Source organism: Xanthomonas sp. XNM01 (genome assembly GCF_014851915.1).
Taxonomy (GTDB): Bacteria; Pseudomonadota; Gammaproteobacteria; order Xanthomonadales; family Xanthomonadaceae; genus Pseudoxanthomonas.
In genome coordinates this window covers 1-24,343 of sequence record NZ_JACVAP010000006.1, presented here as the reverse complement: position 1 = coordinate 24,343, position 24,343 = coordinate 1, and the positions used below count along the sequence as shown (strand labels likewise).

Below are 24,343 nucleotides of genomic sequence, written 5' to 3'. Positions count from 1 at the left end.
CTCCGCGGTCGCGTCCGCGCTCCGCAGGGCCGGCCACCGGCTCCCGTGGGCGACCGGAACCGACGCGCCGCCGTGCCAGAAGCGATGCGCGAACCGTCGCCTGCGCGGCGACCGATGGCAGGGCCGCGGACGACGCCCCGTCTTCCTGCATGCCGGCTGTGATCGGAACCAGCCCGCACCGGACCGACCGGCATCCGCATCGGCGATAATCGCCGGCATGGACGCTCCCCTTTCCGATTCGGTCCGCCAGCGCCTCGACCAGGGGCTGGCCGCACTGCAGCTGGATCCGGCCCTGGCCGGCCCGCTGCTCGATTACCTCGCGCTGCTGCTGCGCTGGAACCGCACCTACAACCTGACCGCGATCCGCGACCCGGACGAGATGGTCACCCGGCACCTGCTCGACTCGCTGGCCATGCATGCCTACGTGCAGCCCGGCGCGCTGGCCGACCTGGGCACCGGCCCGGGCCTGCCCGGGATTCCGCTGGCCATCGTCCGCCCGGACCTGCGGGTGACCCTGGTGGAGAGCAACGGCAAGAAGGCGCGCTTCCTGCGCGAGTCGGTGCGCCAGCTGAAGCTGGGCAACGCGCGGGTGGCCGAGTCGCGTGCCGAGGCGGTGGACGAACCCGGCGCCTACGCCCAGATCACCGCGCGCGCGCTGGACACCCTGGCCGGCATCCTGGACGTCGGCGGCCACCTGCTGGCCCCGCACGGGCGCCTGCTGGCGATGAAGGGCATGCATCCGGCCGAGGAGATCGCCGCCCTGCCGGCCGGCTGGACCGCGGTGGCGGTGCATCCGCTGACCGTGCCGGGGCTGGACGCCGAGCGCCATCTGGTCGAGGTGGGCCGGGCGGCGTGAAAGACGCATAATGGCCCGTTCCGGACCCTAGGCGTCCCTCTTCGAGGCAGCTCCCGCATGGCCCGCATCATCGCCATCGCCAACCAGAAGGGCGGCGTCGGCAAGACCACGACAGCCGTGAACCTGGCCGCCGCGCTGGCACGCGCGCCCATGCGCGTGCTGCTGGTGGACCTGGACGCCCAGGGCAACGCCACCATGGGCAGCGGCATCGACAAGCGCGAGCTGGAAGCCTCCAGCTGCGACGTGCTGCTGGGCGAGGTCGAGGCGCGCGCGGCCGTGGTCAGGGCGCCCGAGGAGTTCGACCTGCTGCCGGGCAACATCGAGCTGACCGCGGCCGAGATCCAGCTGATGGAAGTCAGCGGCCGCGAGCAGCGGCTGAAGACCGCGCTGGAGCCGCTGCGCGGCGACTACGACTTCATCATCATCGACTGCCCGCCCGCGCTGTCGCTGCTGACCCTGAACGCGCTGGCCGCCGCCGATTCGGTGATCGTACCGATGCAGTGCGAGTACTACGCACTGGAAGGCCTGACCGCGCTGGTCGACACGATCGAGGCGCTGCGCCAGCAGCTCAATCCGGCGCTGGAGATCGAAGGCGTGCTGCGCACGATGTTCGACATCCGCAACAACCTGGCCAACGCCGTGTCGGCGCAGCTGACCGAGTACTTCGGCGACCGCGTGTTCCGCACCATCGTGCCGCGCAACGTGCGCCTGGCCGAGGCGCCCAGCCACGGCCAGAGCATCGTCGGCTACGACGCCGCCTCGCGCGGCGGCGTGGCCTACCTGGGCCTGGCCGGCGAGGTCATCCGCCGCCAGCAGGAGCGCCAGCGCCCGGCCGCCGTGCCGGTCCCGCAGTACGACATGGAGGCCGGCGCATGAGCACCGCCAAGAAGCGCGGCCTCGGCCGCGGCCTGGAAGCCCTGCTCGGCCCGAAGGGCGCCGGCGCCGGTGACGTCGCAGGCCCGGCGGTGACGGTCGAAACGCCGCAGCCGGGCGACGTGCTGCGCACGATTCCGGTCGGCCTGCTGCAGCCGGGCAAGTACCAGCCGCGCCGCGACATGGATCCGGACAAACTCGAGGAGCTGTCCGCCTCGATCCAGGCGCAGGGCGTGATCCAGCCCATCGTGGTCCGCCAGCTCGGCCCGGACCAGTACGAGATCGTCGCCGGCGAACGCCGCTGGCGCGCCTCGCAGCTGGCCGGCCTGGTCGAAGTGCCGGTGGTCCTGCGCGAGCTGGACGACCGCACCGTCATCGCGATGGCGCTGATCGAGAACATCCAGCGCGAGGACCTCAATCCGCTGGAAGAGGCGCAGGCGCTGCAGCGGCTGATCGACGAATTCTCGCTGACCCACGCCGAGGCCGCCGCCGCGGTCGGCCGCTCGCGCGCGGCGGTGTCCAACCTGCTGCGCCTGCTCGACCTGCCGCCGGCGATCCGCGCGCTGGTCGAGGCGCGCCGGCTGGAGATGGGGCACGCCCGTGCGCTGCTGACGCTGTCGCCGGAACTGGCCAGCAAGCTGGCGGCCGACGCTGCCGACCAGGGCTGGTCGGTGCGCGAGGTCGAGCACCGCGCGCAGCAGTTCGCCGCCGGCAAGGTGCCGGTGAGCGGGCACAAGCGCGCCCGTCCGGGCCGCGCCGCCCAGCAGCCGGACATCGCTTCGCTGGAGACCGAGCTGGCCGAATCGCTCGGCACCCGCGTCGACATCGCCCATGGGCGCGGCGGCAAGGGCAAGCTGGTGATCCACTACACCGACCTGGACACGCTGGACGGCGTGCTCGAGCGGCTGCGCAACCGCCAGGGCTGATCCGCGCGGCATGGCCGCGCGTGCAGGTTCCGTTTAATCTGCTCCGGCACCATCGGGTGCATCCCAACCGGGTTGTCCCATGACCATCGTCGTCACCGGCGCTGCCGGCTTCATCGGTGCCCACGCCTGCCGCGCGCTGCGCGATGCCGGCCTGCCGGTCGTCGGACTGGACAGCTTCAACGACTACTACGACCCGGCGCTCAAGCGCGACCGGGTCGCCGCGCTCTGCCCGGACGTGGAGATCGCCGAGCTGGACCTGGTCGACCGCGACGGCCTGGCCGCGCTGTTCGACCGCCACCGCCCGGCACGGGTGCTGCACCTGGCCGCGCAGGCCGGCGTGCGCTACTCGCTGCAGAACCCGCATGCGTACGTGCAGAGCAACCTGGTCGGCTTCGTCAACCTGCTCGAACTGTGCCGGCACGGCGGCGTCGGGCACCTGGTCTACGCGTCGAGCAGTTCGGTGTACGGCGATTCGGCCACCCCGCCGTTCTCCGAGGACCAGCGCGTCGACAAGCCCCGCTCGCTGTACGCGGCGACCAAGGCCGCCAACGAACTGCTCGCCTACAGCTACGCGCAGCTGTACGGCCTGCACGCCACGGGTCTGCGCTTCTTCACCGTCTACGGGCCATGGGGCCGGCCGGACATGGCGCCGCTGCTGTTCGCGCGCGCGATCCTGGCCGGGCGCCCGATCGAGGTGTTCAACCAGGGCCGCATGCGCCGCGACTTCACACATGTTTCCGACATCGTCGCTGGCATCCTCGGCGCGCTGGACACGCCCTCTGCCGAGGCGGTTCCGCACCAGGTGTTCAACCTGGGCAACCACACCCCGGTCGAACTGGAGCGCTTCATCGACGTGATCGAACAGGCTGCCGGACGTCCCGCGCAGCGGATCCACCGCCCGCTGCAGCCGGGCGACATGATCGAGACGATGGCCGACACGCGCCGTGCCCACGCCGCGTTCGGCTTCGAGCCGCGCACTCCGATCGACACCGGTCTGCCACCGGTGGTGCACTGGTGCCGCGACTACTTCGGCGAGCGCGCCTGAACAGCTCCACATCCCGCACGCCCCACCCAGAGCAGGACGCCATGACCGAACCTCTCCTGTCCGTCGTCGTCCCGGTCTTCAACGAACGCGACAACGTGCCGCCGCTGGTGGGCGAGATCGTCGCCGCGCTGCGCGGGCGGCTGCCGTTCGAGATCGTCTACGTCGACGACCATTCGCGCGACGACACCCTGGCCGTGCTGCGGTCGCTGAAGGCATCCACGCCCGAGCTGCGCGTGCTGCACCACGTCACCCAGAGCGGCCAGAGCACGGCGGTGCGCACCGGCGTCAAGGCCGCGCGCGCGCCGTGGATCGCGACCCTGGACGGCGATGGCCAGAACGACCCGGCCGACATCCCGACGCTGCTCGCCGCGCGCGCCGCCGCCGATCCGCAGGTGCGGCTGTTCGCCGGCTGGCGGGTCGAGCGCCGCGACAGCGGCAGCAAGCGCTGGGCCAGCCGCTGGGCCAACGCGATCCGCGCGCGGATGCTGCACGACGACACCCCCGATACCGGCTGCGGGATCAAGCTGTTCGAGCGCGCCGCCTTCCTCGACCTGCCTTACTTCGACCACATGCACCGCTACCTGCCGGCGTTGATGCAGCGCGCCGGCTGGAAGACCGTCAGCGTGCCGGTCAACCACCGCCACCGCACCGCCGGCGTGTCCAAGTACAACAACCTCAACCGCGCGCTGGTCGGCATCCGCGACCTGCGCGGGGTGGCCTGGCTGATCGCGCGCAGCAGGCGCACCGCGGTCGAGGAGGTCTGAGATGGAGCTGCACTGGCTCGACCAGCCGATCGAGTGGCTGTACTGGACCGGCCTGCACGTCACCGGCTGGAAGCTGATCGGCTACACCGGCGCGCTGATGTTCGGCGGCCGCTGGCTGGTGCAGTTCATCGCCTCGCGGCGCGCCGGAAAGCCGGTGATCCCGCGCCTGTTCTGGTACATGAGCGTGGTCGGCAGCCTGATGACGTTGAGCTACTTCCTGTTCTCGGCCAAGCAGGACTCGGTGGGCGTGCTGCAGAACCTGTTCCCGGCCTTCACCGCGCTCTACAGCCTGCGCCTGGACATCCGGCACCGCGGCTGGAACCGCGACAAGGCCGAGCACTAGCGACCGCACGACGGCGTTCCGCGTCGACCGGCCAGACGCCCTGCTTCGAGCGTACCGACGCAACAGCTGATCCGGACGCCGCCGGGCATGCGCCGGACGCGCGCCGGTGGCCCGCAGGGACCTTCGGCCCATGGCCGGATGGCGTCGGGATGCGATGATCGGCGCTTCATCCGCCGTCCGGATCCGCCATCGTGAAATCCCCGCTCGCCCTCGCCCTGGCCGTCGCGCTGTCGTCGGTGCTCCTGCCGCCCGCCGCGCAGGCCGCCGCGCCCACAGCCGCCGCTGCCACCCGCGCCGACCAGCGTTTCGAAGCCATCTACGGCAAGGAATGGGCCTGGCGCCAGGCGCAGACCGGCGCGGCCGACGAGGACAGCGATGGCGGCGGCGCCAGCACCCGCCTGCCCGATGTCGGCCCGCAGGCGCAGCAGGCACGGCTGCAGGTCTGGGACGACGTGCTGCGCCAGCTCGATGCGCTCGACACCGCGGCGCTGTCGGCCGAGAACCGGATCAACCTGGCGATCTACCGCGCGCAGGTGCTGGACCTGGCAGACGAGGTGCGCCTGCGCGCCTACGAGATGCCGTTCAATTCCGACAGCTCGTTCTGGTCGAACCTGTCGTTCATGGCGCGCCGGCCGATGCGCACGCCGGCCGAGTACCGCGCCTACATCGCGCGGCTGGACGACGTGCCGCGCTACTTCGCCCAGCAGACCGACAACATGCGTGCCGGCCTGGCCCGCGGTTTCAGCGTGCCGCGCGCGGTGCTGGACGGCCGCGAGGGCTCGATCGCCGCGGTCGCCGACCTGAAGGACCCCACCGAGGCCGCGCTGTACGCGCCGTTCAAGCGGCTGCCGGCGCAAATCCCGGCGGCCGAGCAGCGCGCGCTGCAGCAGGAGGCGCAGCGCGCGATCGCGCAGTCGGTGATCCCCGCCTACGCCACGCTGCGCACGTTCTTCCGCGAGGAGTACGTGCCGCAGGCGCGGACCACGCTGGCCGCCGAAGCGATGCCCGACGGCGAGGCGTTCTACCGCCAGCAGATCCGCAAGTACACAACGCTGGAGCTGACGCCGGAACAGATCCACCGCATCGGCCTGGAGGACGTGGCCCGGATCCAGGCCGAGATGGACGCGATCATCGACCAGATCGGTTTCACCGGCCGCAGTCCGCAGACGCGCTTCGCCGACTTCCTGCAGTTCCTGCGCACCGACCCGCAGTTCTACGCGACCGAGCCGCAGCGCCTGCTCGAACGCGCGGCGTGGATCTCCAAGCGCGTGGACGGCGTGATCGGCCAGTACATCGGCACCCTGCCGCGCGGGCGCTTCACCATCGTGCCGGTGCCCGACGACATCGCTCCGTTCTGGACCGCCGGCCGTGGCGGCCTGGGCACCTACTGGGTCAACACCTACGATCTGCCCTCGCGCCCGCTGTACAACCTGCCGGCGCTGACCCTGCACGAATCCTCGCCCGGGCATTCGCTGCAGGCCGCGCTGAGCCAGGAACAGGGCGCGCTGCCGGCGTTCCGCCGCGACAGCTACATCTCCGCCTACGGGGAGGGCTGGGCGCTGTACACCGAGAAGCTGGGCAAGGAGATGGGCATCTACGAGACGCCCTACGAGGACTTCGGCCGCCTGACCTACGAGATGTGGCGGGCCAGCCGGCTGGTCATCGACACCGGCGTGCACCACTACGGCTGGAGCCGCGAGCAGGCGCTGGCCTACCTGCGCGACCGCACCGCGCTGAGCGAGCACGAGGTCACCACCGAAGTCGACCGCTACATCTCCTGGCCGGCGCAGGCGCTGAGCTACAAGCTGGGCGAGATCGCGATCGTGCGCCTGCGCGCCCAGGCCGAGCGCGAGCTGGGCGACCGCTTCGACATCAAGGCCTTCCACGACGCGGTGCTGGCCGAAGGCTCGGTGACCCTGCCGGTGCTGGAGGAGCGGATCGGCGCGTTCATCGCCAACGCCCGCCAGGCCGCGCCGGAGGCACCGAAGGCGCCCTGAGCGACGCGGCTGCAGGACCCGCAGGCCAGGCCCCCTGTCTTGGCCGCGGCCTGCGCTGCCGCCCGCAGGCCCGGCCCGGGCTGGCGACGGAGGCCGCCACCGTCCCGGTCCCGGCGCCTGGACCGGGCATCGGGCACGACTTGCCCTGTGGGCCGGCCTCTGGCATGATGCCCGGCTCGCTGCGCCCGGATCGTCTCCGGGTCGCTGCCGGTAGCGCGACGACCGGCCGCATCGCGGCGATTTCCCACCGACTCGCGCGCGGCGCATCCGGCCTTCCGGATTGCCCGCTGGGCCGCCGTCTCCCGGGCTATGGGCGACAATCAGACCTTTCGAGGTGCGTATGTCCCGCGTTTGCCAAGTTACCGGCAAGGGCGTGCAGACCGGCAACAACGTCTCGCACGCAAACAACAAGACCCGCCGCCGCTTTCTCCCCAACCTGCACGAGCGCCGCTTCTGGGTGGCCTCCGAGAACCGTTGGGTGAAGCTGCGTGTTTCCGCTGCTGCGCTGCGCACCATCGACAAGAACGGCATCGACACCGTCCTCGCCGAGCTGCGTGCACGCGGCGAGAAGATCTGAGGAGTAATCGACCATGGCTTCCAAGCGCGACAAGATCCGCCTGATCTCCTCGGCCGGCACCGGCCACTTCTACACCACCGACAAGAACAAGAAGAACACGCCCGGCAAGATGGAGATCAAGAAGTACGATCCCGTCGTCCGCAAGCATGTGCCGTACAAGGAAGGCAAGATCAAGTAAGACCGGTCGCCTTCCGGTACGCATGAAGAACCCGCCTCACGGCGGGTTTTTCTTTGCCTGCATGCCGGCATCCTGATGTCGGCATGACGGATCGCCGAAGCCGCCGGACCCGACCGGACAGGCGCAGCCAGATCACACGCTTCGAGTGTGGCTTCCGGATACATGCAGGACACCGTTCGGCTGCCCTTGGTGCGACACAGGCGCTCCCGGACCTTGCATGCCGCGATTCCGGTAGCCACAGGCAGGCAGATCACTCACTGCGTCAGCGCCGCCCCCACCGCCGACGCGGCCGGAAACGCGCGATGGCCCGCCGTCGGATGTCGTGAGCCCCGCTGTCCATGGGTACGCAGTGCTTACGCGTCGGCATCGCGGCCGGACCAGCAACGTCCAGCATCCGGCACGGACCGGGACCATGACGGCGCACCTGCGCGCATGCAGGCAGAATCGGGCCATGCCCCTCTCCCCGGCCATCGGATGACCCCGGACTGGTTGCCGCTGATCCTGCTGATCCTGGACTGGTTGATCCGGGTCGCCGCGCTGTTCTGGATCCCCACCCGCAGCACCCCGGCCGCGGCGCGCAGCTGGCTGCTGCTGGTCGGCTTCCTGCCGCTGCTGGGACTGCCGCTGTACCTGCTGTTCGGCCATCCCTGGCTGTCGCGCGAGCGGATCCTGCGCCAGGCGCAGGCCTCGCAGGCGATCCGCATCGGCCAGGCTCCGCAGCAGGCGCTGCGCTGGACGCCGCCAGGTGGCGCCAGCGCCGAGATGGCGCCGTTGATCGAGCGCCTGGGCGACTTCATGCCGGTGCGCGGCAATGCGGTCGAGCTGCTGGACGACTACGACGCCTCGCTGGCGGCGCTGATCGCCGACATCGATGCCGCCAGCGAGCGCGTGCACCTGCTGTACTACCTGATGTTCGACGACGCGGTCGGCGACGCGGTGGTCGAGGCCCTGCTGCGGGCGACCGCGCGCGGCATCCACTGCCGGGTGCTGCTGGACGCCGTCGGCGCCAAGCGCGGCCTGCGCCGCTACGCGCACCGCCTGCGGCGGGCCGGCGTGGACGTGCACGAGATGCTGCCCGGCGGCCTGCGCTGGCGCCGCAGCGGGCGCATGGACCTGCGCAACCATCGCAAGATCGCGGTGATCGACGACCACGTCGGTTACGTCGGTTCGCAGAACCTGGCCGACGCCCGCTTCGTGCCCGGCCACCCGAACCGCGAACTGGTCGCCCGCGTGCGCGGGCCGGCGGTGTCGCACCTGGAAGCGGTGTTCGCCAGCGACTGGTACCTGGAAACCGGCGACGCGCTGCCGGTGCCGACCGCGCGCCCGGTGCACGCCGACGACGTGGCGCTGCAGCTGCTGCCCAGCGGCCCGGCCTACCCGTTCGGCAACGCGCGCGACACGGTCAACGCGCTGATCCACCTGGCCCAGCGCCGGCTGGTGCTGACCACGCCGTACTTCGTTCCCGACGACGCCACCCTCAGCGCGCTGCGCATCGCCGCGCTGTCGGGCGTGGACGTGCAGCTGATCCTGTCGGCCAGCAACAACCAGCGCCTGACCGCCTGGGCCCAGCATGCGTACTACGAGGAACTGCTGCTGGCCGGGGTGAAGATCGCGCTGTACCGGCCGCGCTTCCTGCACGCCAAGCACCTCAGCGTGGACGACGACATCGCCCTGGTCGGCTCGATCAACCTGGACATCCGCTCGTTCGCGCTCAACGCCGAGATCGGCCTGGTCTGCTACGACCGCGACGTGGTCGCGCGGATGCGCGCGATCGAGGACGACTACCTGGCCGATGCCGAAGCGCTGGACCTCGCGCAGTGGCGCAGGCGGCCGGCCTGGCGCCGCAGCCTGGAAGGGCTGGCGCGGCTGGCCGACTCGTTCATGTGACCCGTGCCGGCAGGCCCGGGCGGTAGAATCGGCGCATGCAATCGCACGACATCGCCATCATCGGCGGCGGCGCGGCCGGTGCCCTGGTCGCGATCCAGCTGCTCGCACGCGCCGACGCCTCCACGCGGATCGTCCTGATCGAGCCCGGCGACACCCTGGCCCAGGGCGTCGCGTATTCGACCCGGCAGCCCGAACACCTGCTCAACGTGCCCACCGGCAAGATGAGCGCGTTCGCCGGCCAGCCGGACGATTTCCTGGCGTTCATCGCCGCGCGCGCGCCGCGGATCCCGCGCGACACCCTGGCCGCCACCTACGCGACGCGGCGCGAGTACGGGCTGTACCTGCAGGACCGCCTGCAGCAGGCGATCGCCGCTGCGCGCACGCGCCTGGACCATGTGGCCGCCCGCGTGCTGGATCTGGACCGGGACGCCGACGGCACCGTCCTGACCCTCGACAGCGGAGCCACGCTCCGCGCCACGCGCGTGGTGCTGGCGGCCGGCAACACGCCGCGTCCGCTCCCCGCGCGCGGCGCCAGCGCACTGGCCGCGCCACGCAGGGTCGACGCCTGGGACTACGCCGGCGTGGCCGCCATTCCCGCACACGCCGATGTCTGCATCGTCGGCACCGGCCTGAGCATGGTCGACGCGATCCTCACCCTGGCCGCCAACGGGCATCGTGGGCGCATCCACCTGCTGTCGCGGCATGCGCTGCTGCCGCTGGCGCACACGACCGCGCCGGGCAGCGTCGAGGTCGACATCGACGGCCTGCTGGCGATGGACCTGCGCGCGCGGGTCCGCCAGCTGCGGCGCCTGGCGCGCGCGGCCACCGCGCAGGGCCTGCCCTGGCAGGCGGTGATGGAGCGGCTGCGTCCGCACGGCCAGGCGCTGTGGCGCTCGCTGCCGGAGCACGAACAGCGGCGCTTCCTGCGCCATGTCGTCCGTTACTGGGACGTCCATCGGCACCGGGTGGCCCCCGAGGTCCACGCCCGCATGCAGGCGCTGCGCGACAGCGGGCAGCTGCAGCTGCACCGCGGGCGACTGGACATGGTCGCCGCCGGCCAGCGCTGCGTGCAGGTCGGCGCACGCCGGGCGGATGGCAGCTTCCTGAACCTGGACGTGGAAACGGTGATCAATGCCACCGGGCTGGAGCTGCGCATCCAGGCGATGCGCAACCCGCTGCTGGAAGCCCTGGTGGGCCGGGGCCTGGTGCGCCCGGGCCCGCATGGCATCGGCCTGGCCAGCGCGCCGGACGGCGCACTGATCGATGCGGACGGCCGCCCGCAGCCCGCGCTTCGGGTCATCGGCAGCCTGCGCATCGGCAACCTGTGGGAAACCATCGCGGTGCCGGAACTGCGCGTGCAGGCCGAACAGATCGCCGTCGACCTGCTCGGCCAGGCATGACGCGCGCGGTGCCGCGCTAGCGCGCCGCCAGCGCGGCCAGCGCGCGCGCCAGCTGTGCCGGCGGCGCCAGATCGGCGGCGATCGGCACGACGTCCGCCTCCTGCAGCGGCGGCTCCAGCGCCGCGAACTGGCTGGCCAGCAGCGTGCCGGGCATGAAGTGGCCGCTCCGCGCGCGCATCCGTGCCGCGATCAGGTCGGCATCGCCCTGCAGGAACAGGAACCGCAGTGGCAGGCCGGTGGCGCGCAGCATGTCGCGGTGGCGCCGGCGCAGGCCGGAGAATGCCAGCACCACGCGCTCGCCCGCGGCGTCGCGCCGCTGCAGCTCGGCCGCGAGCCTGCGCACCCAGGGCAGGCGCATGCGATCGGTCAGCGGCAGGCCGGATGCCATCCGCGCACGTGCACGCGCGCTGTGCACGTCGTCGGCATCCAGAAACGTGCCCGGCCATGCGACGGACAACGCCTGCGCGAGCGTGCTCTTGCCGCTGCCGGACACGCCCATCACCACCGCGATCCGCGTCGCGCTCATGCAGGCAGTTCCACCCGCAGCCGGTGGCGCTGTCCCTGCCGTGGCCGGAACGCATCGCCCTCCAGCGGCACGCCGTCGAGCAGGATCCGCATCCGGCCGTGGCCGGCGACGCGCACATAGTCGACCTCGCACTCGGCGCCCCGGAAGCGACGCAGCACCCGCGCGGCCGGCCAGTGCGACGGCAGCTGCGGGGCGATGCGCAGCAGCGCGCCATCGCCACGCAGACCAAACAGGCCTTCGATCAGGCAGCGGTACATCCATGCGGCGGTGCCGGTGTTGCACAGCTGGCTGGAGCGGCCGGCGGTGCGCGGATGCTCGTGCCACGCGCCGCGGTAGTAGTTGGGCACGAACACCGGCAGCTGGCCACGCTGCAGGCAGTCCTGCACCTCGCCGCTGGGCAGCATCGCGCGCAGCACCTGCCAGGCGCGGTCGCCCTCGCCGGCGCGGTACAGCGCATGCAGGTAGAACGCGGCGGCGTGGTTGTAGACCGCGCCATTCTCGGCGGAGCCGGGGAATTTCTGGGTCAGGCGGCCCACGTCGTCGCGCATGCCGGTGTACGCCGGGCCGAGCATGGTCACGCCGTAGGGCGTCACCAGCTGCGCGTCGACCGCCGCCAGCATCCGTGCCTGCTGCGCCGGGTCGGCGGCGCCGGCCAGCATCGCCCAGCTCTGCGGGTTGAGGTAGATGCGCCCCTCGCGATCGGCGCGGACGCCGAACACGACACCGTCGTCGGTGATGCCGCGGCCGTACCAGTCGCCATCCCAGAGGCGCGCGTTCACCGCCGCGCACAGGTCGGCCGCGCCACTGCGGAACACCTCGGCCGCCTCGGCATCGCCCTGCCGCCCGCGGATGTCGGCCCACAGCCGCAGTGCATGCGCGCTGGCCAGCGACAGCCAGCCCGAGACGCCACGGCCCTTCCACCCGACCATGTTCATCGGGTCGCACCAGTCGCCCTGCGCGATGTAGCTCAGTCCACGCGCGTCGCGCGCCTGCAGCAGCCAGCGCATCGCGCGGTCGATGCGTTCGGCCACGCTGGCCGGCACGCCGTGGCGATCGGTCACGACGACATCGAGGAGCGCATCGTCGCCGGTCTCGTCCAGGTAGGCCTGCAGGCAGACCGGCAGCCACACGCAGTGGTCGGTGTGCGGCACCTGGTTGATGTACTTCAGTTCGGCGCCGGCGATCAGCAGGATGCCGTCCGGCATCGCGCCGCTGGGTTCCTGCTGCGACAGCGCGTGCAGGAAGGAAGCGCGCGCGGTGGCCGGCGCCAGGTACGCCATCCCCATGTGGTCCTGCAGGAAGTTGCGCGTCTGCGGATCGGTGGTCAGGCGGTTCACGTCGCCGTGGTAGTACACCTGCCGCGGCAGCCAGTGGTTGGCGAACGCATCCAGCCACGGATCGGGTGTCTCGATCCGGAGGCAGCCCTCGGCCCCCCGCAGGTAGCCGGCGTAGGCGGACGCCGCGGTGGCGAAGGCCGCGCCACCGAGCAGGCGCGCACGCAGCGCGCGGACTTCCGCATCGTCCCGTGCGGGCGCGAACACGAAGCGGAACGTCCGCACCTCGTCCGGATCGAGCGCAAGACGGTACTGCAGCGCGGCGGTGGGCATCTCGTACAGCGCGTCGCCCCCGCCCAGCACCGGCTGCCCGGTGACGGACGACGGCGCATGCAGGCCGCCTTCGCCCTCGAACACGGCCTGGTTGGCTTCCCACGCATCCGGCACGCGGTCGTACAGCAGGACGGTGCGGTCCTTGAAGTCGCGCTGGCGGAAGTGGTCCTCGACCTTCTGGTACGGCGTGACGCTCGCGCAGACCAGCGCGCCCAGGTCCGCGCGGTGCGCGCCGGACTGGTTCATCCACGACATGTAGCCGACCGGGAAGTACGGATACACGCTGATCCGGCGTACGCGGCCACTGCGGTTGCGCACGCGCAGCGTCCACAGCTCGGCGACGTCGTCGACCGGCAGCGCCACGCCCCAGTCGATTTCGATGCCGTCGTTGCGCACCTGCCAGGCCGCATCGCCCAGCCCGGCCACGAACGCGAAGGTCTCCGGCGTGCGCCGGACCGGCTCGTGCGGCACCGAGAACAGGGCCCCGTCCTCTTCATCCTTCACGTAGCAGAAGCGGCCCGGGTGATGGGCGTAGTACGGCTGCTCGGGCTGCATGAAGGTGCGCGCCTCGAGCGTGGGCGCATGCGCGTACTTGGCCGGCTCGGGCTGCATGAACTGCGCGGTGGCGAAGCCGCGGCAGTTGAGCTGCAGCAGCATGCGCCGGTTCCACAGGAAGGTGCTGGCCTGCGGCATCGCGGTCGGGCTGTCCAGCACCAGCCGACGTCCGTCGTCCAGGAAGCGGCAGGGAATGGGGGCGTTCACGTGTTCACCTCGCGTCGCTGCTGCAGGTCGGCCTGGACCTGGGCCAGCACGGTGTCGTCCAGCGGATAGAAGCGCATCACCCAGGCCGCCAGAAACGCGACCAGGCCGGGAATCACGGTCAGCAGCAGCACGATGCCCAGCCGCGAGGCGTCGGACTGCGCCTGGTTGGCCACGTAGCCCATGCCGGCGAGTGTCCAGGCGATCACCGCCGCGGCCAGCGCGCCGCCGAGCTTCTGCGAGAACGTCGCCGCCGAGAACGTCATCGCGGTGGCGCGGCGCCCGGTCTTCCATTCGGTGTAGTCGGCACAGTCGGCATACATCGAGAACGCCAGCGGCGACTTCGGCCCGAGCAGCAGGCCGACCGCGGCGTTGAGCGCGAACAGCGCCCAGATCGCGTCCCTGGGTACGAAGAACATCGCGCAGCTGAGCACGCCCACGCCGGCCATCAGCCAGACCATCAGCCGCTTCTTGTCCACGTAGCGCGTCATCAGCGGCGTCAGCGCCGCCCCCAGCGCCAGCGCGATCGAATAGACGCCGAGGAAGGCGCCGGTCAGGTCGGCGCGCTCGACGTGGTACTTCAGGTAGTAGGCGACCGAGCCACCCCGCATGACGATGGTGACCATGATGATCAGCGCCAGCGCGAACAGCACCAGCCACGGCCGGTTGTGGAGCAGGTCGAGCAGGTCCTGGCGTACCGGCGTGCGCTGCTGCTGCACCGGTGGCGCGATCCGCTCGCGCGTGGTGGCGAACACGATCGCGAACATCGCCACCGCCACGATGCCGTACGCGCCCAGGGTCAGCTGCCAGCCGAGCGCATCGTCGCCGCGGCCGAGCCAGCGCACCAGGTCCAGCGTCAGCCAGTTGACCACGGTGGTGCCGGCGAACGCGGCGATGAAGCGGAAGCTGATCAGCGTGGTGCGCTGCTGGCTGTCGGCGGTCATCACCCCCGACAGCGCCGAGTACGGGATGCTGACCACGGTGTAGGCCAGCATCATCAGGCTGAAGGTGATGTAGGCCCAGACGAGGCGGCCACCGGCATCCAGATCGGGCACGGTCCAGGTCAGCACGCCGGTCAACGCCAGCGGCACCGCGCCGTAGAGGATGTAGGGGCGGAAGCGTCCATGGCGGCTGCCGGTGCGGTCGGCGATCGCGCCCATCAGCGGGTCGGTGAAGGCGTCGATCAGGCGGGTGACCAGGATCATCGTCCCGACCGCGGCCGCACCGAGCCCCATCACGTCGGTATAGAAGAACAGCAGGAACGCCGAGATGTTGGCCCAGTACAGGTTGAAGCCGAAATCGCCGACGCCGTAGCCGGCCTTCTCGCCCCAGCCCGGACGCCCGCGTGCGGTCCGGCCGTCCTGCGCCCGCGCCGGTCGCGCGACCGTCGTGCCCTGCCCTTGCTCCTGCATCTCCCTGCGCCCCGGATGGTCCAGCTGGTTCGATTCGGACCGCCGGCGGACTGGCCATCGAGCGGCATTTGACAGCGCTGGACAGATTGCCCGCCAAGGCGCTCCGGGGCACGCCGCAGCGCAGCGAAGTACACTCGGCCATCGTGCTGCAGGAGGGCGGCCTTGGTTTCGAGCTGGATCCTGCTGCTGGTCTCGCTGGGCTACGCCGTGCTGCTGTTCGTGGTGGCCTGGTGGGGCGACCGGCGGCCGGTGTATCCGAACCATCCCTGGCTCCGGCCGGCGGTCTACAGCCTGGCCCTGGCGGTCTACTGCTCGTCCTGGACCTTCTATGGCGCGGTCGGCAGCGCGGTCCGCAGCGGTGCCGGCTATCTGCCGATCTATCTGGGCCCGCTGCTGCTGTTCCTGTTCGGCTGGCGCATCATCGAACGGCTGGCGCTGATCGCGCACAGCCAGAACACGGTCTCGATCGCCGACTTCATCTCTGCCCGCTACGGCCGCTCGCGCCGGCTGGCCGCGCTGGTCACGGTGATCGCACTGGTCGGCGTCGTTCCCTATGTCGCCCTGCAGTACAAGGCGGTGGCGATGAGCCTGAACGTGCTGTCCGGGCAGAACGCCGAGCAGGTCGGCGTCTTCGCCGACCCGGCGCTGTACGTGGCGCTGCTGATGGCGTTGTTCGCCGCGCTGTTCGGCACCCGCCAGGTCGATGCGACCGAGCACCACCACGGCATGATGCTGGCGATCGCGCTGGAGTCGCTGATCAAGCTGATCGCGATGGTGGCGGTGGGCGTGTTCGCCTACGCATGGCTGGGCGGGCACTCGGTCCGCATCGCCGATTCGGCGCGCGAACTGTTCCAGCAGGCGCCTCCGGTCGGCTTCGTCGCCCAGACCGTGCTCAGCTTCCTGGCCATCGTCTGCCTGCCGCGCCAGTTCCAGGTCGCGGTGGTCGAGTGCGGCGATGTCGGCGACATCCGCAAGGCGCGCTGGATGTTCGGTGGTTACCTGCTGCTGATCTCGCTGATGGTGGTGCCCATCGCCTCGGCCGGCGTGGCCCTGTTCGGCAGCGCCGGCAGCGTGGCCAGCGACACCTTCGTGCTGGCCCTGCCGCTGGCCGAGAACCGCGATGCGCTCGCCCTGGTGGCCTACATCGGCGGCTTCTCCGCCGCCACCGGCATGGTGATCGTGGCCAGCATCGCGCTGGCCACGATGGTCAGCAACGATCTGGTGATGCCGGTGCTGCTGCGCCGCGGCTGGGGCGACCGCCACGCCGCGGCCGACGTCGCCTCGCTGGTGCTGTGGGTGCGGCGCGTGGCGATCCTGCTGCTGTCGCTGTGCGCGTACGGCTATTACCGCTGGATCGGCGGCGACACCACGCTGGCCGCCTATGGCGTGATGGCGTTCGCGGCGGTGGCCCAGTTCGCGCCCGGCCTGATCGGCGGCCTGTACTGGCGTGGCGCCAGCCGCCGCGGCGTCGAACTCGGCCTGCTGGTCGGCTTCGTGACCTGGATCTACACGCTGCTGCTGCCGGCCCTGGCCACCGCCGGTTCGATCGACTCGGCCTGGCTGCATACCGGTCCGTTCAACATCGACTGGCTGCGACCGCAGCAGTTGTTCGGGCTCAGCGGCTGGGACCCGCTGACCCACGGCACGTTCTGGTCGCTTCTGCTCAACAGCGGCGTGATGATGGTGGTCTCGGCGCGCTGGCGGCCGAGCGTCGACGAACGCCTGCGCATCGCGCCGTTCCTCGATCCCTACGCCGAGCGCCAGACCCTGGTCCAGGGTGGCTGGCCCGGCAACGTCAGCGTCGGCGACCTGCAGGCGCTGGCCGTGCGCATCGTCGGCGAGCGCCATGCGCGACGGGCGTTCGCCGAACAGGCGGCGGCGCTGGACCGGGAACTGCAGCCGACCGTGTCGGCCGACCGCATGTGGGTGCAGTTCACCGAGCGCCTGCTGGCCGCCTCGATCGGCGCCGCATCGGCGCGCCTGGTGCTCACCAGCGTGCTGCGCGGCTCGGGCATGCACCTGAGCGAGGTGATGGCACTGCTGGACGAAGCCGGCCAGGAGCTGCGCTTCAACCGCGAGATCCTGTCGACCACGCTGGAGAACATCAGCGCCGGCGTCAGCGTGGTCGATCCGGACATGCGTCTGGTCGCCTGGAACCGCCGCTACCAGGAAATGTTCGGCTACCCGACCGGCATGCTCTACGTCGGCCGGCCCGTCGCCGACCTGATCCGCTACAACGCCGAGCGCGGCGAACTGGGCGACGGCGACATCGAGGACCAGATCGGACGCCGCATCGAGCACATGCGCAACGGCAGCGCGCACGTGTTCGAGCGCGTGCGCGCCGACGGCAGCGTGATCGAGATGCGTGGCCAGGCCCTGCCAGGCGGCGGTTACGTCACCAGCTACAACGACATCACCGCGTACAAGCATGCCGAGCAGGCGCTGCGCGAGGCCAACGAGAACCTCGAGCAGCGCGTGGCCGACCGCACCCGCGAAGCCGAATCGGCGCAGCAGTCGCGCACCCGGTTCCTGGCCGCCATCAGCCACGACGTGCTGCAGCCGCTCAACGCCGCGCGCCTGTTCGCCTCGGCCCTGCGCGAGAGCGAACAGACCGGCGAGCAGCGCCATCTGGCCGAGCGCGTCGACGCCTCGCTGCGGGCGGCGGAGGAACTGCTGGACGGCCTGCTCGACGTGTCGCGCCTGGACACCGGCGCGTTGCGCGCCGACGTGCGCGAGTTCGATGCCGACGAACTGCTGCGCGAACTCGCCGCGCAGTACGCGCCGGTCGCGGCCGGCCGCGGCCTGGTGCTGCGCGTGCATGCGCGGCCGTGCCCGGTGCGCAGCGACCGCCGGCTGCTGCGGCGCGTGCTGCAGAACTTCATGGCCAACGCGCTGCGCTACACGCGCCAGGGCCGCATCGTGATCGGCATGCGCGTGCGCGGGAACACCGTCTCGTTGCAGGTGTGGGATACCGGCCCGGGCATTCCCGAACAGCACATGCGCCAGATCTACGACGAGTTCCATCGCTACCAGCAGCCGTTCGACTGGGGCGAGCGCGGCCTCGGCCTGGGTCTGTCGATCTGCCAGCGCATCTCGCGTCTGCTCGGCCATGGCCTGGGCGCGCGCAGCCGGGTCGGCCAGGGCAGCATGTTCTCGATCGACGTGCCGCGCGCCGAGTCGGTGCAGCTGATGCCCGAACGCGCACCGAGCCCGCTGCTTTCCGGCTCGCTGGCCGGCCTGCGCGTGCTCTGCGTGGACAACGACCAGGAGATCCTGGACGGCATGCGCGTGCTGCTCGGCCGCTGGCAGGCCGAGGCGATCGTCGCCAGCACGGTCGACCAGGCCCTGGAGCGCATGGCCGACAGCGCGCCGCAGGTGATGCTGGTCGATTACCACCTGCACGACCGCCTGGATGGGCTCGATACCCTCGATGCGCTGCGTCAGGCCGGTGGGGCGATCCCGGGCGCGCTGCTGACCGCCGACGGGCGCGACGACCTCAAGCGTCTGGCGCGCGGACGCGGCTACCGGCTGCTGACCAAACCGGTGAAGCCGGCCTCGCTGCGCGCCTGGCTGGCGGCGCATGCGGCGGCCGTCGAACGCCACGGCCAGGCCGGCGGGTGAGCCTGGGCGTCGGCGATCCCGGTCCGGCTTGACCCTGGACCTGCGTCCGGGGTTTCAATCGGCGCGGACGTCGCGTTGAACGCCGTGCCGCCTTGTTCTACCGTGTCCACGCCCTCGAACCGCATCGCCATGCCCTCCTTCCGCGTCCTGCTGCATTGCCTGCTCTGCCTGTGCCTGCTGTTCGCCGCGGCCGGCAGCGGCTCGGCGCTGGCGATGGCTGGCAGTGGGGATGTCGGAGCGACCGCGCCCGATCCGGGCATGGCGACCGGCGACTGCCATGAAGCCGGTGCGAGGCAGACGGAGCAGGCACCTCCGGCGGACACCGCCCACTGCACAGACCCCGGCGACTGCACCCAGCAGAAGGCCTGCGACTGCGCATGCCAGCACCTGCTGGCAGCGATGGTCCAGCAACGCTGGGTCGCCGATTCCCGGCCCCCCGATGGCCAGTGGCGGCCGGCTGGCAGCCTGTCGCGGCACGGGCCGCTGCCCGCACGCCTGAGCCGGCCTCCAATCAGCTGATCGGTGTCGCTGCCATCCCTACCGGATGGCGCACTGCCGGCGGTCGCACTCGACCGCCCCGTTCCTCGTCCTGCACAGGCCGCAGCCTGCGGGCGCTCATCGGTATCTTCCATGTCTTTCGATCATCCAGACGGCGCATCGGGTGCCGCGTTCACGCGCCGGCGTTTCGTGCAGGGCCTGGGCCTTGGCGGCCTGGCCGCCGGCAGCGGCCTGCTGGCCGCCCCGGCACGCGCTGCGGCGACGCCTCACGCGGTGCCCACCCTGCGCGGCACCGAATTCGATCTCGCCGTCGGCGCGATGCGCGTCAACTTCACCGGCCGGCCGCGGCCCGCCGTCACCATCAATGGCAGCCTGCCCGCCCCGATCCTGCGCTGGCGCGAAGGCGACACCGTCAACGTGCGCGTGTCCAACCGCCTGTCCGACGGCCTGCAGACCTCGATCCACTGGCACGGCATCCTGCTGCCGTCGAACATGGACGGCGTGCCGGGGCTGAGCTTCGACGGCATCTATCCCGGCGAGACCTTCCTCTACCGATTCACGCTGAAGCAATCCGGCACCTACTGGTACCACAGCCACTCGCTGCACCAGGAACAGGCCGGGCTTTACGGCGCGCTGATCGTCGATCCGCTGGAGCCACCGCCGTACCACTACGACCGCGAGCACGTGGTGCTGCTGTCGGACTGGACCGACCTGGATCCGGCCGCGCTGTTCCGCCGGCTGAAGAAGGCGCCGTACTACGACAACTACTACCAGCGCACCGTCGGCGACTTCGTCCGCGACGCACGCCGCGACGGGCTGAAGGCCACCATCGCCGACCGCGCGATGTGGGGCCGGATGCGGATGACGCCGACCGACCTGTCCGACGTCAACGCGCACACCTACACCTACCTGATGAACGGCGTGACCCCGGCCTCGAACTGGACCGGCACGTTCCGGCCGGGCGAGAAGGTCCTGCTGCGTTTCATCAACGCCTCGAACATGACCTACTTCGACATCCGCATTCCCGGCCTGAAGATGACCGTGGTCGCCGCCGACGGCCAGTACATCCATCCGGTCAGCGTCGACGAATTCCGCATCGCGGTCGCCGAGACCTTCGACGTGATCGTCGAGCCCAGCGGCCAGGACGCCTTCACCATCTTCGCCCAGGACATGGGCCGCACCGGCCACGCACGCGGCACGCTGGCCGTGCGTCATGGGCTGGAAGCGCCGGTGCCGGTGGTCGATCCGCGTCCACTGCTGACGATGGACGACATGGGCCACGGCGGCTCGCATGCCGCCACCAGCGAAGGCGGCTGCGGGGCGGCGATGGGCGGCTGCGGTGCGCACATGGGGCACGGGAGCCACGGCACCGGCGCCGCAGTCACCCACCCGGCCAGCGAAACCGGCAATCCGCTGGTCGACATGCAGTCCTCGCCCAGCGGTCCGCGCCTGGACGACCCGGGAATCGGCCTGCGCGACAACGGCCGGCGCGTGCTGACCTATGCCGACCTGGAGAGCCTGTTCCCGGATCCTGACGGACGCACGCCGGGGCGCGAGATCGAGCTGCACCTGACCGGGCACATGGAGAAGTTCGCCTGGTCGTTCAACGGCATCCCGTTCGCCAGCGCCGAGCCGTTGCGGCTGAACTACGGCGAGCGGGTGCGCATCGTGCTGGTCAACGACACGATGATGCAGCACCCGATCCACCTGCACGGCCTGTGGAGCGACCTCGAGGACGAGCACGGCCGGTTCCAGGTGCGCAAGCACACCGTGGACATGCCGCCGGCCACCCGACGCAGCTACCGCGTGCGCGCCGATGCGCTCGGCCGCTGGGCCTTCCACTGCCATCTGCTCTACCACATGGACGGCGGCATGATGCGCGAAGTACGCGTGGAGGAGTCGGCATGAGAAGCTCGATGCCGAGTACCGCACTGGCTGCCGCGCTCGCACTGATGGCACCCGTGATCGGACGCGCGCAGGACGGCACGCATGCCCATCACACGCATGGCCAGGCCATACCAGCACCTTCCAATGAGGCCACGGTGGAGACCGCCGGCCCACTGGATCCCCATGCAGGTCACCAGCCGTCAACGACCAGCCACGACACGCGGCACACGCCCAGCGATGGCAGTGGCGGGCGTGCGGGCGACCCGCATGCAGGCCATGCCACCCACGCCGCACACCCCGTGTCGGTTGATGCGACCAACAACGACCCGCACGCCGCACACCGGGCAGCTGAGTCCGATCCACATGCAGGTCATGCAACGCCGGCGGCAGCCGCTGATCACGCCGCTCACATCCAGCATCCGACGGCGGATCCGCATGCGGCACGTCGCGCTGCGGCTGATGGAAAGCATACGGCGCACCAACCGGCACTGGCACCGGATCCCCATGCCGGCCATCGCAGCCCGCACGCAGGGGCCGCAGGGGGTGCTGCCGATCCCCACTCCGCGCACCATGCCGCTGCTGCCGGCAGCGCGCACGCGCATCACCAGGGGCCAGCCGTTGCCGGAACACCCGATCCGCGTGCAGGACACATGGCGCCCGCAGATCCCTACGCTGGCCATGCCATGCCAGACGGCGATGGCGCCGCCCTGCATGCAGGTCACGCCGCAGATCTGAGCGCCGACGCCGCACCCCGCGAACCAATCCCGGCCATCACCGATGCCGACCGCGCCGCCGCATTCCCGGAGCTGCACCATGGGCACATGTCGCATGGGGCGACGATCAACAGTCTGGTCAGGCTGAACCGGCTCGAAGGCTGGGACGCCGATCATGACAGCGGGCAGGCCTGGGAGGCGGATGCCTGGATCGGCGGCGACGTGCAGCGCCTGTGGCTGCGCAGCGGTGGCGAACGCGAGGGCGGGCGAACGGAGTCGGCAGACCTGGAAGTGTTGTACGGCCGGGGCATCTCGGCCTGGTGGGATGTGGTCGCCGGTGTCCGCCATGATCTCGCGCTCGGTGGAGACAGCCAGAGCTGGGCGGCGATCGGACTGATCGGCATGGCTCCTTACCGGTTCGAGGTTTCGGCCACCGCGTACATTGGTGAGTCCGGTCAGACAGCTGCGCATCTCGGGATCGAGTACGAGATGCTGCTGACCAACCGTCTGATCCTGCAGCCGGTCGTCGAGCTGGATGTCAGCGGCAAGGACGACCCGCAGCGTCATGTCGGCAGCGGCCTGTCGTCGGCGGAAGCCGGCCTGCGCCTGCGCTACGAGATCAACCGGCGTTTCGCGCCATACATAGGCGTGGTCCACGAGCGGAGCTTCGGCGGTACCGCGGACTACCGCCAGGAAGCGGGAGAGGCGGCGCGCGATACCCGCTTCGTCGCCGGCGTCCGTCTCTGGTTCTGACCACGCGCAGATCGAAGCCCTTCACCCGGCAACGTGGCATCACCATGCTTGCCGGGTTCTTCAGTGATCGAGAGCCAACGATTGGAGGGCCAGCGGTGGAAGCGGCGTCGTGCTGCGGCGGATGGCGGGAAGCCATCCTCGCGGTGCATCGCACCGAAGCGCACCGACACATCCATTCGTCATCGCAGCGGAAGTGGCCGGCAGCGCGCACGTCGTTCCGTGTTGCAGCGGCCTTCCACCAGTCCCAGGCGCGGAAGACCAGATGCGCGAGGTGAGGCCATCGGCAAGCTGCCGAGACCCGCTGCCGATGCGACTGGCGCAGCAGCAGCATGTGAGGCACCCCGCCATCGCCAGCACGCTGTGGCCTGGTCTCTGAGGCTCGCTGACGTCATCACGTGCAGCATGTCGGCCCCGTGTTCCCGGCATGAGGAACACGGTGATGAAGGGCAACCAGCAGGTCTGCAGCGCCATCGCGTACCACGCCCCGTGTGGATCAGAACGTCGTGGTGTTCCGCCGTCAGGCAATCCTTGGAGCATGCACGGTTCTCCGAGCGTGCGGCTCCTGGTCACGATGGCCTGCGTGCGGTCCAGCCACACTGGATCGGCGTGGTCGGTGTTGTTCGTGGCCTGCCGCCCGTTGTGGATCATCTCTGGCCTGCGCCGCTGATCGCCGCTCCGTCCCTCATCAGGATTCCGCACGTGCTCCAGGTGCCATGATGGAGCAGGTGTCGCGTTGTTCGCAGGCATTTCCCGCCAGTAGCGAAGTCCCACAACCAACCCGCAGCCGTGGCATCACGCTGCATGTGCTCGATGTCACGTCGCCAGGGGTTCCCCACTCAAGGTCCGGTGCCTGCGTGTCACTGGATGCTGCTGCGTTCCAGGCATCACCAAGCGCATGCCGCCACACGTCCTGGCAGGACACTGCGTCGAACGCATGGCACAAGGGCTCTGCTCCGCAGGAAAGCCGTGTTGTCCGCCGCCGCGACCACGGAGTTGCCCACAGACGCCGGACAGCCGTTCCGGCGGGACGGTGAGCTCAGCCAGTAAAACCCGGTCGAGCGAAGTCAGAGCGCGGCTAGTAAGGCTGATCGAGACTTGCAGCACTGGCCTCGTGGAACAGCCGTCGCATCGGCCGGGCTGGCGATCCGCGGTGCCGGGGGGGCGTCCAATCATCGCGACAAGCGCGCACCGATGCATTCCGCAGGCTCTGCGATCCATCCGTGATCGAGACAGCCTGCTGTCCCGGCCGGTCCCTGGCCATCGCCAGCGGGATTCGCTGCGTCCCGACACGGGCATGACACGTGTGCGTGTCTTTGGCTGCAGGCGGCGCACTGACCAGCAAGTTTCGAGCGCACAAAAACAAACCCCCCAGCGTGAGCTGGGGGGGTTGCGGGTATAAAACCCTGGCGATGACCTACTCTCGCATGGGAATCCCACACTACCATCGGCGCAGTTGCGTTTCACTTCCGAGTTCGGGATGGGATCGGGTGGTTCCACAACGCTAATTTCACCAGGGAGACGGTTGGAGCGTGCTGGTGTCCCTGAACAACGGGTACCGCACCGTCTCGCATTTGGTCTTGGAATGTAGCGGGCAATTTGGATTCCATCGACGTGTACGTCGAGTCCAAGGCCACTTGAGGTTATATGGTCAAGCCACACGGATCATTAGTATCAGTTAGCTCAATACATTGCTGTACTTACACACCTGACCTATCAACCAC

19 protein-coding genes and 2 rRNA genes are annotated in these 24,343 nt (G+C 70.4%); 16 read left to right on the top strand and 5 right to left on the bottom strand.

What is annotated here, in order from left to right:
- Nucleotides 1–217 precede the first annotated feature (217 nt).
- From rsmG to IB242_RS17865, 11 genes are all read left to right on the top strand, one after another.
- Nucleotides 218–856: a 16S rRNA (guanine(527)-N(7))-methyltransferase RsmG gene (gene rsmG, locus IB242_RS17915; RefSeq protein WP_192282770.1), complete on the top strand. Its 639-nt coding sequence runs from the start codon at nucleotides 218–220 to the stop codon at nucleotides 854–856.
- A 57-nt stretch (nucleotides 857–913) separates the two neighbouring features.
- A complete protein-coding gene (locus IB242_RS17910; RefSeq protein WP_192282768.1) occupies nucleotides 914–1,732 on the top strand; it encodes a ParA family protein in 819 nt (272 codons plus the stop codon).
- On the top strand, nucleotides 1,729–2,655 hold the full coding sequence (locus tag IB242_RS17905; protein ID WP_192282767.1) for a ParB/RepB/Spo0J family partition protein: 927 nt from the start codon (nucleotides 1,729–1,731) through the stop codon (nucleotides 2,653–2,655). The genes IB242_RS17910 and IB242_RS17905 overlap by 4 nt, the downstream gene beginning before the upstream one ends.
- A 79-nt stretch (nucleotides 2,656–2,734) precedes the next feature.
- Complete coding sequence (locus tag IB242_RS17900) at nucleotides 2,735–3,700, top strand: NAD-dependent epimerase/dehydratase family protein (RefSeq protein ID WP_192282765.1); 966 nt, start codon at nucleotides 2,735–2,737, stop codon at nucleotides 3,698–3,700.
- A gap of 41 nt (nucleotides 3,701–3,741) precedes the next feature.
- The gene (locus IB242_RS17895; protein ID WP_192282763.1) at nucleotides 3,742–4,464 is read left to right on the top strand and encodes a glycosyltransferase family 2 protein; all 723 of its coding nucleotides are present in this window, start codon (nucleotides 3,742–3,744) and stop codon (nucleotides 4,462–4,464) included.
- A 1-nt stretch (nucleotide 4,465) separates the two neighbouring features.
- Nucleotides 4,466–4,807, top strand: coding sequence for a lipid-A-disaccharide synthase N-terminal domain-containing protein (locus IB242_RS17890; protein ID WP_192282761.1), 342 nt, complete (start codon nucleotides 4,466–4,468; stop codon nucleotides 4,805–4,807).
- Between the two features lie 191 nt (nucleotides 4,808–4,998).
- Nucleotides 4,999–6,804 (top strand): DUF885 family protein, encoded by a 1,806-nt coding sequence (locus IB242_RS17885; protein ID WP_192282759.1) that lies wholly within the window; start codon nucleotides 4,999–5,001, stop codon nucleotides 6,802–6,804.
- Between the two features lie 340 nt (nucleotides 6,805–7,144).
- Complete coding sequence (gene rpmB, locus IB242_RS17880) at nucleotides 7,145–7,381, top strand: 50S ribosomal protein L28 (RefSeq protein ID WP_162311504.1); 237 nt, start codon at nucleotides 7,145–7,147, stop codon at nucleotides 7,379–7,381.
- Between the two features lie 13 nt (nucleotides 7,382–7,394).
- On the top strand, nucleotides 7,395–7,559 hold the full coding sequence (gene rpmG, locus IB242_RS17875) for a 50S ribosomal protein L33 (protein ID WP_036137644.1): 165 nt from the start codon (nucleotides 7,395–7,397) through the stop codon (nucleotides 7,557–7,559).
- 474 nt (nucleotides 7,560–8,033) lie between these two features.
- Nucleotides 8,034–9,446 (top strand): cardiolipin synthase, encoded by a 1,413-nt coding sequence (cls, locus tag IB242_RS17870; protein WP_192282757.1) that lies wholly within the window; start codon nucleotides 8,034–8,036, stop codon nucleotides 9,444–9,446.
- Nucleotides 9,447–9,481: 35 nt separating this feature from the next.
- A complete protein-coding gene (locus IB242_RS17865; RefSeq protein ID WP_192282755.1) occupies nucleotides 9,482–10,846 on the top strand; it encodes an FAD/NAD(P)-binding protein in 1,365 nt (454 codons plus the stop codon).
- Nucleotides 10,847–10,862: 16 nt separating this feature from the next.
- On the opposite strand, the gene IB242_RS17860 is transcribed toward IB242_RS17865, so the two are convergent.
- From IB242_RS17860 to IB242_RS17850, 3 genes are all read right to left on the bottom strand, one after another.
- A complete protein-coding gene (locus tag IB242_RS17860; RefSeq protein ID WP_192282753.1) occupies nucleotides 10,863–11,372 on the bottom strand; it encodes a gluconokinase, GntK/IdnK-type in 510 nt (169 codons plus the stop codon).
- Nucleotides 11,369–13,672 carry an NdvB protein gene (locus IB242_RS17855; protein WP_192283152.1) on the bottom strand — a complete coding sequence of 768 codons (2,304 nt, stop codon included), beginning with the start codon at nucleotides 13,670–13,672 and terminating at the stop codon, nucleotides 11,369–11,371. Before IB242_RS17855 ends, IB242_RS17860 begins: the two co-directional genes overlap by 4 nt.
- A gap of 65 nt (nucleotides 13,673–13,737) precedes the next feature.
- Entirely contained in the window at nucleotides 13,738–15,150 is a 1,413-nt protein-coding gene (locus tag IB242_RS17850) for an MFS transporter (protein ID WP_192282751.1), read from the bottom strand.
- A gap of 162 nt (nucleotides 15,151–15,312) precedes the next feature.
- Between IB242_RS17850 and IB242_RS17845 the strand changes: the two genes are divergently transcribed.
- From IB242_RS17845 to IB242_RS17825, 5 genes are all read left to right on the top strand, one after another.
- On the top strand, nucleotides 15,313–18,771 hold the full coding sequence (locus IB242_RS17845) for a PAS domain-containing hybrid sensor histidine kinase/response regulator (RefSeq protein ID WP_192282749.1): 3,459 nt from the start codon (nucleotides 15,313–15,315) through the stop codon (nucleotides 18,769–18,771).
- A 129-nt stretch (nucleotides 18,772–18,900) separates the two neighbouring features.
- On the top strand, nucleotides 18,901–19,290 hold the full coding sequence (locus IB242_RS17840; protein WP_192282747.1) for a CopL family metal-binding regulatory protein: 390 nt from the start codon (nucleotides 18,901–18,903) through the stop codon (nucleotides 19,288–19,290).
- 111 nt (nucleotides 19,291–19,401) lie between these two features.
- The gene (locus IB242_RS17835) at nucleotides 19,402–21,177 is read left to right on the top strand and encodes a copper resistance system multicopper oxidase (protein WP_192282745.1); all 1,776 of its coding nucleotides are present in this window, start codon (nucleotides 19,402–19,404) and stop codon (nucleotides 21,175–21,177) included.
- Nucleotides 21,178–21,339: 162 nt separating this feature from the next.
- The gene (locus tag IB242_RS17830; protein ID WP_192282743.1) at nucleotides 21,340–21,891 is read left to right on the top strand and encodes a hypothetical protein; all 552 of its coding nucleotides are present in this window, start codon (nucleotides 21,340–21,342) and stop codon (nucleotides 21,889–21,891) included.
- Nucleotides 21,807–22,622: a copper resistance protein B gene (locus IB242_RS17825; RefSeq protein ID WP_192282741.1), complete on the top strand. Its 816-nt coding sequence runs from the start codon at nucleotides 21,807–21,809 to the stop codon at nucleotides 22,620–22,622. The genes IB242_RS17830 and IB242_RS17825 overlap by 85 nt, the downstream gene beginning before the upstream one ends.
- 1,401 nt (nucleotides 22,623–24,023) lie before the next feature.
- Here the strand turns inward: IB242_RS17825 and rrf are convergent.
- Nucleotides 24,024–24,137 (bottom strand): 5S ribosomal RNA (rrf, locus tag IB242_RS17820).
- Between the two features lie 129 nt (nucleotides 24,138–24,266).
- Nucleotides 24,267–24,343, bottom strand: a 23S ribosomal RNA gene (locus IB242_RS17815); the annotation flags it as partial.